This is a genomic window from Flammeovirgaceae bacterium SG7u.111 (assembly GCA_034044135.1).
Taxonomy (GTDB): Bacteria; Bacteroidota; Bacteroidia; order Cytophagales; family Flammeovirgaceae.
Genome location: CP139021.1, coordinates 218360 through 233792, shown reverse-complemented (window position 1 = coordinate 233792; position 15433 = coordinate 218360). Strand labels below are relative to the sequence as shown.

The window sequence follows — 15433 nt, the reverse complement described above, 5'->3', positions numbered from 1 at the left end:
AAGGTAGTAACAGTCGGGCGAAAATGCGAAAGTAGTTAGGTTATCCTACCTAATTGGGGTACATGCCAAATAAAAGCTTTAGAGGTTTGATTATCTACTTAGACTTTTTAGAAACCTACTTGATAATTCGTACAATAGAAAAGCTTAGGACTGAAAGTAAGGAGATTAGAAGCTAAAAATCAGGGGTTAAAAAACTAAAACGTCAAAAGGTTATTTTTTTCAAACCTCTAACCTCCAGCTTCTAATTTGTCTTAAACTAGCCTTTCTAAGGTTTCAAATAAAATTATAAAGAAACTCAGCTTTTATATTGCTGGATAATCTTGAGAATCGCTTTTTGGGTTTGGGATTCGGGAAAGAATTCGAACAGCTGGGTATGCTTGTCATAATCGAGCAAAAGTGCTGTTTCGAGGTAGTCTGCAGCCTCTACATACTTACCTTCCACTATCAAATACGCGCAAGCCCTGTAAAGCAAATCTGCATTATCTGCAATTTCATCCAGTCCTCTTAGCAATACATCCACTGCTTCTAATGTATTTCCTTCTTCATAATAAATAAAGGACCAATTAAGCCAAATATTCGGTTCTGAAGGGTCTAACACCGCAGCACGTTCGTAATATTCTAAGCTTGAAATAGTATTTCCTACATTATATTCTACCTCGGCCAAAGCCAAGAAATATTTCATTTGGTGAGGGTTCAGGTCAGAAGCTTTTTTCAAAAAATGAATGGACTCAAACCATTTCCCTTGCTTGCTCAGGCACATGCCCATTCCATACCAAGCATCTTCGTATTCTTTATCTTCCTCCATCGAAAGTTTAAAGTACCTCAATGCCGAAGTTAGGTTTTCTTGCCCTTCTAAGCTCGCCCCTAAGTAGCAATAAATCTCTGCACTTGCCCCTTCTACCTCTAGCACTCGCTTAAACTGCTCGTAAGCCTTTCCAAACTGCTTGAGGTTCATATACGTATTGCCAAGGTTGAAATGCCCATTGGCAAAATCATCATTTATCAGTACCGCATATTCAAATGCTTTTTCAGCATCTTTGAAGCGGTTCAACTTCCCATAGGTAATACCCAAATTATTCCAAGCCAAGCTATTGTAAGGGTCCTCTTCTATCAACTCATTGAAAAAGTCGAGGCATTCATCTAGGTTACCAAGTGCATCGAGGCAAAACGATAGCTCAAAAAGTGCATCATCATGTTCCAAATCTTGCTTAAGTGCCTTTTTATAATACCCTATGGCCTTTGAATACCTCATTTGGCTCTGATAGATGTAGCCAATGCTATACAAAACCTCCGCTGGTTCTTCCGAAAAAGGCAATGCGCGCTCATAGCTATCTATGGCATTGTCATAATCGCTCACCATCGAATAAAGATTTCCTTGGAAATGTAAGAGTTCTGAATCGGTTGGCTGGAGGGAAATAGCTTTATTTATAGCCTCGAATGCTTCTTCAAACTGATTATCGAATGAATATATCCGTGCTTTGTACAAAAGAATTTCTGTAGAAAAGGGGTATTGCCCCTCAGCTATTTCACAGACTTGGAGCGCCTTAGAGGTATCGCCATCTTCCAGATAATGCTCCACAAGCTGCTCGTAGGTATTGATCTCGAAGAAAACAACCGAATTTTCTTTTAGCATTTGCTCGAATTGCGAAACAACTTCGGGCAATTCTGTATTCCTTCTGAAATTTTCCGCCATTAAGTTAGTTTATGATGTTATGAAAACGTATAGCTGTTAAAATGGAATCTTGCAAAGGTATTTTATAATACTGGAATTGAATCAGAATAAATCATAAGCAAAACCCCAAGTAGTATAAATCACCTATTAAAAGGGTATACACCCCATTATTATTTTTTACAATTACTAAACACCACTTCAGGAATAATCATTCAATTTACGGAATCTTCCAATTAGTGAACAAAAAAAACGTGCTTTTTTTGTTGATAACTCACCAGTAACCTAAGGTAAAAGCTAGCCACACAACCATTTCTCAATTCCTAATTATTGGCTTTTAAGCATTTACATCAAAACCCCTTGCTTAGGAGTAATGGCTGGTGGAGTATCCATTTCGCCAAGTTGCTGCTTGAGGTTTATTTCAATGGTTCGGCTCAGCGCTGTCATAGGCGTATCGTTCGAGCGGTCCTCAAAAGGGTCTTGCAGCAAAACCTCAATTGTCTCTATCATCAGGAAAATAAAGGCGAGCAAGCCAGTGAGCGGAATAGTGAAGTACTTGGCATAATCGACCATGCCAAAAGGCAAGATAAAAATAAATACCATGATGAAAAAATGAATAAAAAAGCTGTACTGAGTGGGAAAAACCGTGTTTTTTATCCGTTCGCACTTACCCATAGAATCGCAGAGCCTCCTAAGGGTCTCGTCCATTTTCATAAGCTCGAACATATGCATTTCCCCTTGCTGTTGAAGCTTTTTCAAATGAACCTCTTGCTTTTGCAAAAGCGCATTAGGCCTGTTGGTATTTCCGCTTATTCCAGCAATTTCCTCTTCGTTCAAAAACTCTTTAAAATATTTGCCCAGAGGCTGCTTTCGCAATGTACCTGCCAAGGAATAACACCAACAAATTTGCCTATATACAATGGTTTTTATCTCTTCTGCATTTTTGTGATCGGCACTACCCAAAAATGTGACGGCCTGCCTAGCCAGCGTACGCGAATCGTTCACTATGCTTCCCCATATCTTTCTGGCTTCCCACCACCTGTCATAAGCAGAGTTGGTTCGGAAACCTAGGAAAAGCGAAAGCGCCGTACCCATTATCCCGGGAATAGTGGAAGGGAATTTAAGGTAGTCTTGCCCATAGTACTGGTTAGCAACGGTAATGATCGTTGAATAAACAGTCACTACTAGCACATTTTTCCACGTATTTTGGATAATTCGATTTAATGGGATTTTCTTTTCTATAAGCATAGTCCCAAAAGTATGATTTCCGATCAATAATTGAAAATGCATAAATTAAGCCTAAAAAGCTAGTTTAGGATACGTAAGCTTTGCTCGTTCAAAACGATTAAGTGTATATTTGAGTTAATCATGATGGTAATTGACTCAACCCTTATTTTTAAGCATAATGCAAAACCTCAAGCTTGTAAAAAGCTTTTCATTTAATTTTTTAATCCTGTTTTCAATTGTTTTCGCCACGAAAGCAAATGGGAACGACCTTTTCAATTATGGCATCCCGTTCATTAAGCATTTCACCAAAAAAGAATACAAGGCTGGTAACCAAAACTGGTCGATCACGCAGGATGATAGGGGCTTTATTTATGTAGGAAATTCAAATGGGTTATTGCAGTACGACGGGCTGAGATGGAAAAAATACAATCTGCCCGGATCTCCCATCATCCGCTCGGTATTTGCAGATGGGGACAGGATTTACAGCGGATCCTTAGGGGAGTTTGGCTACTGGAATATTGATGACGAATTCAATTTGTCATACACTTCCTTATCCGATAGCCTACCAGAAAATGACTTTGGTGAAGAGGATATTTGGTGGATCACCAAGTTTGGAGATGATATTATTTTCCAGACCTTTTCCATCACCTTTCTTTACGATGGCAACACCACGACAAAAATAATCTCAGGGCAAGGAGTCATCTTCCCTCCTTTCTTGGTCAATGATAGGTTGTTTATTCCCTCTGTAGAAAAGGGGATTTTTGAAGTAAAAAACAAGCAACCCGTTTTGCTGCCAAACAGCGAAGCCCTCATCAATAAGCGGGTAAATATAATGGTCCCTTTTGCCGATTCGTCGAGCATATTGATAGGCACAGAAAACAATGGGTTTTACCTCTATGCAAACGGTCGAATTAACCAATGGGACACACCCGCCCAGCAAGTTCTTAAAGACCATCAAATAAACAGAGGCATCAAGATCGATGATGAACTGTATGCAGTTGGGACTATTTTGGGAGGAGTATATATCTTAAATAGTAAAGGTGAAATAGTCGCACAGATAAACAAAGAAAAGGGAGGGCTCAACAACAACACGGTACTTAGCTTTTGGCTAGATAAAAAAAATAATTTGTGGGTTGGACTTGATAACGGTATTGATTTGATCAAAATCAACTCGCCCCTTTATTACAACACCGATCTATTTGGGAACATTGGTTCGGTGTATTCCTCTGTAATCTTCCAAAACCAGCTCTATTTGGGCACCAACAGGGGCGTCTTTTATAAAAACCTAGAGAAAAAATATGCTCCACAATCAAGCTTCTCCCTCATCCCAGGCTCACAAGGGCAAGTTTGGGAGTTATCCGTGATAGACAGCACGCTCTTTTGCGGGCACAACTCCGCAACTTATATCATAGAAAGAAATACGCTAAGAAAGATTTCAGACATTACAGGCGGATACCAAATTCAGCAATTTCCATTTGATAGAGATTACATTGTACAAGGCAGCTACACAGGCCTATATGTGTACAAAAAAGAAAGGGGAAGCTGGAAATATTCACATAAAATAAATGGCTTCGACAAACTGTCCAAAATAGTCGCGTTTGAGCGAAAAGATATTCTTTGGGTTTCGCACCATCACCAAGGGCTATTTAGGTTAGAGCTAAACGACTCGCTCACCCAAATAGAAGAGATAAGGTCTTTTTTCCCAAAAACTAAAACCTACATCAACTCGCTAGATACCAAGCTGGTTTTTAGTGCCGACTCAGGGTTTGTGTATTACGATGAGGTCCGAAACAGTTTTTTTCCCGTAGACTATTTGAATAATTCTCTTGGAAATTTCTCCATCTCTGCACATTTCTACAAAACCCATAAGAATAATTATTGGGTGTTCAATGATGGAAAATGCCAGCGGGCAATTATGGATGAAAACCACGTAGTAGAAGTAGATGGCACCATTTTGAGCGATTTAAATGGATACCTCATCCCCGGGCATGAAAATGTGTACACGATTGACTCAAGGTTCACGCTTATCTATTTGGATAATGGATACGCCGTTTTCGACAAAATTTGGGCAGATAACTTTTCCGACTGGAAGCCTCGTATTTTTTTGCGAAAGCTTACTTTCTCTGACAAAAACGGAAACCCACTTTCTTTACAAAACCCCGATCCCAAAATCCCCTTTACCTTCAATGACCTAAGCATTCAGCTCTCCTTCCCTCAGTTTGTCGGCGATGTTCGCTTCCGCTATAAGCTAGAAGGTAATAGCAACCAATGGTTTATTTTGGAAAACCAAGAAGAACTTGTATTTCAGAACTTAGAGCACGGGCAGTACACGCTGCGCATAGTCCCTACCGATGGAACTCAGGAAGATGAGGTTACATTTAGCTTTTCTGTAAACCCACCTTGGTACAGGAGCATAGCCGCTCGCATGCTCTATGTATTGCTAATTGTGTTCATGGTAACTTATAGCTTTGTATGGAATAAACGGTCGGTAAAGAAAATACAGCAAAAGCATGAAATAGAACAAAAGCGCTTGCTAGAAAAAGAAGCTGCGGAAAATGAAAAACGCCTCATTAAAATGAGGAATGAAAACCTTAGAAAAGAAATCAAACTAAGGAACAGTCGCTTGGCAAAATCTACCTTTTCCCTTATCCATAAAAACAACACCCTCATTACCGTGAAAGAGGAGCTGACAAAGATGAAGGAAGAGTTAGGGACAAGGTTCCCTTCCAAGCACTACAACCGGATCATCCGAAACATCGATTTGGACATCACCTCAGAAAACGATTGGAAAATGTTTGAACAGAGCTTTAGTGAAGTCCATGAAAACTTCTTGCAAAAACTAGAGGAAGAATTTACCGACCTCACCCCCGCAGACCTCCAACTTTGCGCCTACTTGAAGATGAACCTTTCCTCCAAAGAGATCGCCTCATTGCTCAATATTTCGGTGCGTGGAGTGGAAATCCGAAGGTACAGGCTCAGAAAAAAAATGAAGCTCGATCATGACACCAATCTTGTAAAATTTATAATGAGCTATTCTTAGTTTTATGATCGTTTTTTGAGTTCTCAACCAATTCTTTGGAACAGAGCCTCTTCCCTACTAGCATTTTTTTTCGGTTTACTACTCAAACTTTTCTCACATTTCAACCTTTATAAATAATTAATAACCAGTAAGTTGATAAACAATGATGTAGTGATGTAAAGGTAAAAAAAAAGCCCCATCACTCGGTGAAGTATTGAAGTAGTAGCTTCATATTTTATAAGCTCCTGAGCAAAACCTACCTTAGCCTGAGTTTAACTTAAAATATGAAATATGAAAAAACATAAACAAGTAGTAAATGCTGCTAAGGCATTTCTTTTATGTATGCTGTTGCTTAGCTTCACAGAAATACTCGCACAGCAGCGCACGGTTCAAGGCAAAGTATTAGACGTTGAAACTGCTGAAGAATTACCAGGTGTAAACGTACTCATTAAAGGCACTGCAAACGGTACAGTAACCGATATAAACGGAAACTTCAGTATCTCGGTAAACTCCAACGATGACGTTCTCATATTTAGCTATGTAGGATTTAGCTCCATGGAAGTTCAAGTAGGCGAACGCTCTACAATCAACATCTCACTAGAGCCCGATATTCAGGCCTTGGAAGAAATCGTGATCATTGGTTATGGTGAATCAAACACCAAAGATCTCACATCTTCCATCACTACCGTAAAAGCAAAAGACATTGTAAACACACCTACCAGCCAAGCCATGCAAGCTTTGCAAGGTAAGGTAGCCGGTCTCCAAATTGTGAGTAGCGGTTCGCCAGGAGCATCACCAACTGTCCGTATCCGTGGCATAGGTTCTTATCCCGGTAGTGACAACGAAGCGCCACTTTATGTGGTAGATGGAATGTTTTTTGATAATATCGACTTCCTTAACACCAACGATATTCAATCCATCTCTGTAATGAAAGATGCTTCTGCAGCCGCTATTTACGGTGTAAGGGCAGCAAATGGAGTGGTGTTGATAGAAACCAAAACAGGCTCTTACAATCAAAAAGCTGAAATCACCTACGATGGCTATTACGGCACACAGATCGCTCAAAACATATTGAAAATGGCCAACGCCGAGCAATTCACCAACATGGCCAACGAGTCTGGTTCAGCTGCCGATGCAGAATTGATCCTCAATGCCATGCAACGCTACGGCAGAAGCCGGGTAAACCCCAACGTGCCGGATGTAAATACAGATTGGTACAAAGAAATTATTCGCCCAGCGTCTATCCAAAACCACAGTCTGAACATAACGGGTGGTGGGCAAAACGCATCGTACTCCATAGGCGGAAGTTACTTTGCCCAAGAAGGCATCCTCGATATGAAAAATGAATATGAACGTTTCAACCTACGTTCCAAAATAGACTACAAGGCGAATGATTGGCTCACAATTGGAGGAAATGTCATTTGGAGTGAAGCAACTAAATATGAGGAAGAGCAATCCGCTTGGAGCCAAGCTTATTTTGCAGTACCTATCTTACCTATTTACGATGAAGAAAATACAGATGCATGGCCTACAAATTATGCCAGTGCTCAACTTTTAGGCTACAGAGGAGGGCAAAACCCCTTTCCTTCAATGGACTTCAACAATAGCAAACAGAGGATCAGGAAACTTTTGACCAACTTCTATGTAAATATTGACTTGCTTCCCGAAGCACTTTCATTCAAATCTGCCTACAACCAAAGTTATACAAACCTCGAAATAAGGGATGTTGCCTTACCTTATTACATTACCGACGGTTTCCAAAGAGCTGATGCCACGTTGAACAAAACCACTGAAACTTATTTCAATAAGATTTGGGACAACGTACTTACCTACAAAAAGGACATTGGAAGCCATTTCATCACTGCAATGGTCGGTACTTCCTTCAGGGATGAATCTTGGCAGCAACTAAGAGCCAGAGGGCTTAATTTCCCTTACGAGAATGAAGAATCATGGTATCTCTCACAATCTGAGACCATCGTGATCGACGGAGTAGGCGACAACGGCAGCAGGCAATACGGCTTCTCTTACTTTGGCAGAATCTCTTACAATTACAATGACCGATACTTGCTCTACGGAACTATGAGGGCGGATGGAAGCTCTAAATACCAAGAAAAATGGGGTTATTTCCCCACAATTGGAGCAGGTTGGGTTCTTTCCGAGGAAAACTTCTTAGTAGGCAACAACATTATCGATTTCTTGAAATTGAGAGCTAGCTGGGGAGAGCTTGGCAACGATAAGATCAGTGCCAGCGATGGCGCCATCACCACATCGGTAGTAACTACGGCGATAGATGATGTGCTGGTTTCAGGAACTACTACGTCAAGCACATTTTCTTACCTAGGTTGGGAAGTAACTGAAGAATGGGACGTTGGACTTTCTTCTAGAATCTTGAACAATAGGCTATCCATAGAGGCTGATTACTACATCCGAGATACAAAAAATGCAGCCATCAATGTAAATATCCCAGCCATAGGCGGTACAGTGCTCAGAAACGTGGGCGTCATCCGAAACTCAGGTTTTGAACTAGCGCTTAACTGGAGCGATGAGCTTGACAACGGCTTGAAATACTACGCTGGAGGTAACCTTGCCACCTTAAAAAATGAAGTGAGAGACCTTTACGGGCAGCCTTATATTGACGGTGGCTCAGCAGAGTTCCGCCAACGCTCCATGGTAGGCGAACCACTTCTTGCTTTCTATGGCCGTGAAATAGCTGGCGTTTACCAAACCGATGAAGAAGTACAAAACGACCCTGTAGCAGTAGAAAACAACCTCGAACCTGGCGATTTTAAATATGTAGACCAAAATGGCGATGGTGCAATAGATGACGATGACAGAGTGGTACTTGGATCGTATCTTCCTTCTCTCATGTATGGCTTCAACTTTGGCGTCTCTTTCAAAAATATAGACCTATCTGCCAATTTCATGGGCCAATCTGGCAACAAAATACTTAACCGTAAGCGAGGCGAGCTTATCTGGACTTCGGACGGAAACATCGATGCTGACTTGGCTACTAACCGCTGGCACGGAGAAGGCACTTCCAACGAATACCCTTCTTCGAAAGGCCTTAGAAAAGGATGGAACCAAAAAATGAGCGACTACTTTGTGGAAGATGGTTCTTTCTTTAGGATTCAGAATATAAACCTTGCTTATAACTTCGTGAACAAAGAGCTATTTGGTGCTGAAATGCCAGCCATCAGAATATACGCTACAGCCGAGCGCCCCCTTACCCTTTTCAACTATAATGGTTTTAACCCAGAAGTTTCCGATGGTATAGATAGGCAAACCTATCCAATTCCGGCAGTGTACACCATGGGGCTAAATGTTAAATTCTAAGCACATGCTATTTGTAAAAACAAACTTGGCTTTGATAGCCAATCCCTTACAGAAAAACAGGTTGTTTTTATTCTTATGCAATCACTTAAACGAAAATATGACGATGAAAATATTAAAATCATTCTTACAGTTAAAGGTCATCTTCTTGATTTTATTGACGGCCGTTTCTTGTGAAAACTTGCTTAACGAGCCGCCAGAAAACAGGGCATTCACCGAAGAAACCGATTACACCCAAACCGAAAATATGATTCTCCCTTTGATAGGGGCATATGCAGAGTTCCAAAGCAGGGGCTGGGAAGAATTCCCACTTATTTCGGTACGAGGCGACGATGTGAACAACGGAGGACTTGGCGATCAGCAAGATTTTGCCGAAACAGACAAATTCAACTATAACAAGGACTTCTGGATGTATAATTCTCTTTGGCAAAACTACTACCGCGATATTTTTAATGCACATTCTGCCATGGAGCAAATTGCATTGTACAAAGAATTTGCAAGCAACGAAGCCGTTGCCAACCAGTACATTGCCGAAGCGCAAACCCTCAGAGCCTTCTTGCTTTTCCAACTGGCAAGGGTTTGGGGAGATGTATTTATCCCAACCAGTTCCGATCCTTCAGAGTTGTTGGTCGCTGGTTTATCTTCAAGGGAGGAAGTTTTCCAACACATTTCTAACCAAATGGACGAAGCCATTCCTAACCTCCCAAGCATCCATCCTAACAAAAGGACAGACATAAAAGGAGGCGTAACCAAATACACCGCTTTAGCTATAAAAGCCTTGGCTAACCTCGAACTGAAAAACTACCAAGGCGTAGCAGATGCAACTTCTCAACTTATCAGTTCAGGAGAATTTGCCCTCGAATCGGATTATTACAACCTCTTCAAAGTACCTGGCAAGCTCAACGACGAGAACATTTTAGAGCTTCAATATTCTGATTTCGGCTCGGGTTCTGGAGATATCACCAGCTATCTTTTTGCCTTCTTCGGCCCTCAAAACTGGACTCCTAAAGTTACTGGAGCAGGCAGCGGATGGGGATTTTACGAGCCTAGCCTCAAGTACATCAAGTTTATGCTCAACAGGGGTGAAACCACCAGGCTACAAACAAGCGTGCTATTTACCGACCGAGGAATTGCTGAAATCAAATCAGATCCAGCATTTGCTACCCTGCCAGATTGGATTTCGAACACTACCCCTTCAGGAGATCAGATCAACGATTACAGCCGAGCCTTATTTGCCAGTGGAAAGCACTACCTTCCTTCTGACCAGCTCACACCGGGCCGTACAGGCTATGGCAACAACAAAAACTTCACGTGTATTCGCTATGCTGAAATACTACTGATGCATGCCGAAGCACTTACCCAAGGCGCTACCAGTTCTTCCATTTCGGCTGACGAAGCGGTAAACCTAGTAAGAGCAAGGGCAGGACTTTCACCGATATCAGGTGTTACCACCCAGCAGGTAATGGACGAGAAATTTGCCGAATTGGCAATGGAATGGGGCACTCGCTACTACGACATGATAAGGCTAGAAAAATACGATGAGTTAAGCTACGAGGGCAGAACTTTCACCGCAGACAAAAAATTCTTGCCTTATCCACAAAACCAAGTGGACCAACTTCCAGTGTTGGGACAGCAATAGAAAATACTTAATCAGTAAATAATTTGAAAATGAACTTTATGAAACGAATATATATATATGCGCTAGCCCTAGCCTTGTTCTCGGGCTGCAACGAGGGAATTGACCCAATCTCATACGTAGATCCGGGGCCAGATATGGCAGCCCCCGAAGTAACCATCGACTACCCGACGGAAGGTACGCTTATAAGGGTGAAAGAAGACGTAACCCCAATTGAAATCAAGCTTCAGGTGGTCGATGACATCGAAATCGCATCTATCAGCGTAATGCTCGATGGCAGCGAGATCAATAACTTTACTTCGTTCAAAGATTACCGTATCGCACTCGAAGAATTTGTGTACGATAACTTGACCAACGGTACGCACACACTGGCTGTAACAGGAACAGACCTTGCCGGAAAAGCAACCACTTCTTCTGTTTCTTTCGAAAAAGTTGCTCCTTACAAACCTGTTTATGATGGAGAAATAGCCTATATGCCTTTTGATGGCGATTATATGGAATTGGTAGAAATCACAAACGCCAATAAAACAGGTAATCCAGGTTTTGAAACAGGAAAAATAGGAAAAGCATATGCTGGTGCAACCGATGCATACGTAAGCTTGCCCACCGATAACTTAATGAACACTGAGTTTAGTGCCGCTTTTTGGTATAAGGTAAATGCTGACCCGGATCGAGCAGGGATTTTGACAATGGGGCCTCCAGACGAAACCAACCCAACAGCTATGAACAATAGAACCAGCGGATTTAGGCTGTTTAGGGAAAATGCAGGGGGAATGCAGCGGGTGAAATTGAATGTGGGAAATGGAAGTGCCGACAGCTGGTTTGATGGCGGTGCTGCTGCCGATATAGACCCAGCTGCTGGTGATTGGATACATATTGCATTCACTATTTCGAGCACCGAATGTGTGGTATACCTCGATGGGCAAGTAGCTAGCCAAGGCGGCTTCACTGGGGTAGATTGGAGCGGTTGCGATATTCTTTCCATTGGTTCGGGCGCGCCTAGGTTTACAGGCTGGAGCCACCTTTCTGACAATAGCTTGATTGACGAGCTCCGCATTTTCAACAAAGCACTTGGTCAGACTGAAATCCAAGCAATTATCGACGCAGAAAAATAATTATTGTAACAAGGTTAAATCGCAAATACTTTTCACTAACACCAAGAATCCCAGCGAACTGGCTGGGATTCTATAATTTCCCAATTGATATGTCCTTAAGGAAACTAGTCCTTTTATTTATCATCTCCATCTCTCTCTGGGCTTGTAAGAAAGATGAACCTCAAGTTGGCTCTTTCGAACTAAAGCAAGCCTTTTTGGGTACTTCAGAACTTGTTCTTTTGGGAAATAATGAAGAAATGCCCGTAGATAGAAATATATCACTTATTTTCTCTACTCCAGTCAACCAAGCTTCGGCTCAAAATGCAATTACCCTCAGCGCTGGTGCACAGAACACAACCATTGATTTCAATTTCTTGTCAGAAGATAAAAACGTAGTACTTATCCCTTCAGGAGTATTACTCAACAACACTGTTTATACAATCACCATAAGCCCTCAACTACAAGGGGCAAATGGGGAAAGTTTCGCAGCAACCACCATTAGCTTTAAAACAATAGCAGAAGAGCTCAAACTTCTTTCGGCCAACCTAAATGGCGATGAGATAACAGGGACGAACAACATCCTTGATGCGCCAATGGATTTCCAAATAACCTTCGGCTTTTCTGTTCCTTTAGACCAAAATTCTGTAGAGGAAGCAATGAAGCTGAGCGGGCCAGATGCTCCTGCTCTCACGCTTACTTTTTCTGAGGAGGATAAAACTGTTTCTTTCAAGGGAAATAACTTACTCAACTACCTAAGCAAATATCAGTTCCAGCTTTCCGACAAGCTCAAAGGACTGGAAGGAGAGCCTTTTGAAGGGTACGATTTGGCATTTTACACCGAAGTAGATACCACTCCGAAGTTTCCAATTATCACAGAAGAAGAGCTACTCACCAAGGTTCAACAACAAACTTTCCGCTATTTCTGGGATTTCGCCCACCCTACTAGCGGACTAATCCGTGAGCGAAATACATCGAACCAAACAGTAACCTCCGGAGGAAGTGGTTTTGGGCTTATGACTATCCTAGTAGGAATAGAAAGAGGGTTTATTAGCAAAGCAGAAGGACTGGAGCGCTTAACCACTATGGTCGACTTTTTGGAAAAAGCCGATCGGTTTCATGGTGCTTGGTCGCACTGGCTTGATGGCGCTACGGGAAAAGCTGTTCCCTTCAGCCCCGACGACGATGGCGGCGATTTGGTGGAAACCTCTTTCGTGGTAATGGGACTAATTACCGTAAGGCAATACCTCGATGAACAAGTAGCTGAGGAAAAACTTTTGATTGAGAAAATAAATCAGCTGTGCGAAGAAGTAGAATGGGATTGGTACACGCAAGGCGAAAATTCATTGACTTGGCACTGGTCTCCCAACGTTGGCTGGAAAATGAACCACACCATAAGAGGCTGGAACGAAGCGCTTATCACGTATGTTCTTGCCGCTTCTTCGGCTACCCATTCTATTTCCACAGAGGTGTATGAGCAAGGTTGGAAAGGTGGAAATATGGAAAATGGAAAAGACTTTTTTGGTATCAAACTTCCTCTTGGTCCTGACTATGGCGGGCCGCTGTTCTTTGAGCAATATTCCTTTTTAGGACTTGATCCAAGGAATTTGAAAGATCCAAAAACAGATTACTGGGAACAGGCAGTTAACCACAGCCTTATCAACCAAGCATATTGCTCCCAAAACCCGAAGAAATATGCTGGCTATAGCGAAAACTCATGGGGTTTAACAGCAAGTGATGGGAACAATGGCTATTCTGCCCATTCCCCCACCAACGACTTAGGCGTAATCACCCCAACGGCAGCGCTTTCTTCTTTCCCTTTCACACCTGCTGAATCTACAAAAGCATTGAACCACTTTTATTACCACTTAGGCGATAGGCTTTGGGGAGAATATGGATTTTATGATGCCTTCAACGCTTCGGAAAACTGGTACGCCTCTTCCAACATCGCTATCGACCAAGCACCTATTATTCTAATGATAGAAAATCACCGAACAGGGCTTCTTTGGAATTTATTTATGTCAGCTCCCGAGGTACAAAATGGCTTGGGAAAACTAGGATTCACCTATTAAAAAAAATATAAACATGAAGAACTTACTTATACTCCTTTTTAGCGCATCCGTCTTTTGGAGCTGCACCTCCAAAAAGAATGCGGAAATAAAGACGGAACAAGCTGAAGTCACCCAAATTTCAGACGATTCGCTGCTCAATTTAGTCCAATACCAAACTTTCCAATATTTTTGGGAAGGAGCTGAACCAACTTCGGGCTTAGCTAGGGAAAGGCTTCACATGGATAATATTTACCCTACCCATGGACCAGAAATCATCACTTCTGGTGGGTCGGGCTTCGGACTTATGACCATTTTGGTTGGTGTGCACCGAGGGTTCATCACCAGAGAACAAGCCTTAGAAAGGTTCGAAAAAATAGTTGGCTTCCTCGAAAAAGCCGACAATTTCCACGGGGTTTGGCCGCATTGGTGGAACGGGGAAACAGGAAAAGTACAGCCTTTCAGCAAAAAAGACGACGGTGGGGATTTGGTAGAATCGGCTTTTCTTGCCCAAGGGCTTTTATGTGCAAGACAATTTTTCCAAGAAGGAAACGAACAGGAGCAAGCACTTGCAAATAGAATAAACCAGCTTTGGGAAAACATAGAATGGGATTGGCATACCAAAGGAGGCGAAAACGTACTGTATTGGCACTGGTCGCCCAACTTTGGCTGGGACATGAACTTCGATGTGCGTGGATACAATGAATGCCTCATTATGTACGTGCTGGCGGCTTCTTCGCCTACCCACCCTGTCGATCCGGCGGTCTATCACGAAGGCTGGGCGATGAATGGGAAGATCAAAACAGATAGGAAGTACCTAGGCTATGAAACCGTGCTCGATCATTATGAAACCAACGACTCTCCTGTAGGGCCACTTTTCTGGGCGCATTATTCGTACCTCGGGCTTGATCCAAGAGGTTTGCAAGACCAATATGGCGACTACTGGAAACTCAACCAAAACCATGCACTTATCCATTATAAGCACTGCGTTCAAAACCCAAATGGCTTTAAAGGCTATGGGGAAAACTGCTGGGGCTTGACTTCTAGCTACTCCATGAAAGGTTACGCAGGTCACCGTCCCGATAACGATTTGGGGGTAATTTCTCCAACAGCCGCGCTTTCTTCATTTCCCTACACCCCAAATGAAAGCATGCAATTTTTGAAATTCCTTTACCAAGATACCGATTCGTTGGTTGGCAAATATGGCCCTTACGATGCCTTTAGCTTAGAAAATAACTGGATGTTGCCTAGGTATTTGGCCATCGACCAAGGCCCTATTCCCGTCATGATCGAGAATTACAGAAGTGGCTTCATTTGGGATTTGTTCATGTCATGCCCCGAAGTGAAAAAGGGATTGCATAAATTAGGGTTCTCCAGCCAAAAAATATAACAAGCAACACTTACCTATTTTTT

8 protein-coding genes are annotated in these 15433 nt (G+C 42.2%); 6 read left to right on the top strand and 2 right to left on the bottom strand.

Annotation, left to right across the window (positions count from 1 at the left end; all coding sequences use genetic code 11):
• Positions 1-295: 295 nt before the first annotated feature.
• Positions 296-1693, bottom strand: coding sequence for a tetratricopeptide repeat protein (locus R9C00_00920; GenBank protein WPO36011.1), 1398 nt, complete (start codon positions 1691-1693; stop codon positions 296-298).
• Between the two features lie 321 nt (positions 1694-2014).
• Positions 2015-2959: a bestrophin family ion channel gene (locus tag R9C00_00915; protein WPO36010.1), complete on the bottom strand. Its 945-nt coding sequence runs from the start codon at positions 2957-2959 to the stop codon at positions 2015-2017.
• A 115-nt stretch (positions 2960-3074) separates the two neighbouring features.
• Here R9C00_00915 and R9C00_00910 point away from each other — a divergent pair, with 115 nt between their 5' ends.
• The 6 genes from R9C00_00910 to R9C00_00885 all read left to right on the top strand — a co-directional run bounded on the left by R9C00_00910 (position 3075) and on the right by R9C00_00885 (position 15410).
• Positions 3075-5936 carry a triple tyrosine motif-containing protein gene (locus tag R9C00_00910; protein ID WPO36009.1) on the top strand — a complete coding sequence of 954 codons (2862 nt, stop codon included), beginning with the start codon at positions 3075-3077 and terminating at the stop codon, positions 5934-5936.
• A gap of 270 nt (positions 5937-6206) precedes the next feature.
• Positions 6207-9248 (top strand): TonB-dependent receptor, encoded by a 3042-nt coding sequence (locus tag R9C00_00905; protein WPO36008.1) that lies wholly within the window; start codon positions 6207-6209, stop codon positions 9246-9248.
• Positions 9249-9351: 103 nt separating this feature from the next.
• On the top strand, positions 9352-10884 hold the full coding sequence (locus R9C00_00900; GenBank protein WPO36007.1) for a RagB/SusD family nutrient uptake outer membrane protein: 1533 nt from the start codon (positions 9352-9354) through the stop codon (positions 10882-10884).
• A gap of 38 nt (positions 10885-10922) precedes the next feature.
• Positions 10923-11996 (top strand): LamG-like jellyroll fold domain-containing protein, encoded by a 1074-nt coding sequence (locus R9C00_00895; GenBank protein WPO36006.1) that lies wholly within the window; start codon positions 10923-10925, stop codon positions 11994-11996.
• A gap of 89 nt (positions 11997-12085) precedes the next feature.
• Positions 12086-14044, top strand: a complete 1959-nt coding sequence (locus tag R9C00_00890) for a glucoamylase family protein (protein WPO36005.1) — start codon at positions 12086-12088, stop codon at positions 14042-14044.
• A gap of 13 nt (positions 14045-14057) precedes the next feature.
• Positions 14058-15410, top strand: a complete 1353-nt coding sequence (locus R9C00_00885) for a glucoamylase family protein (GenBank protein ID WPO36004.1) — start codon at positions 14058-14060, stop codon at positions 15408-15410.
• The last annotated feature ends 23 nt before the right edge of the window (positions 15411-15433 follow it).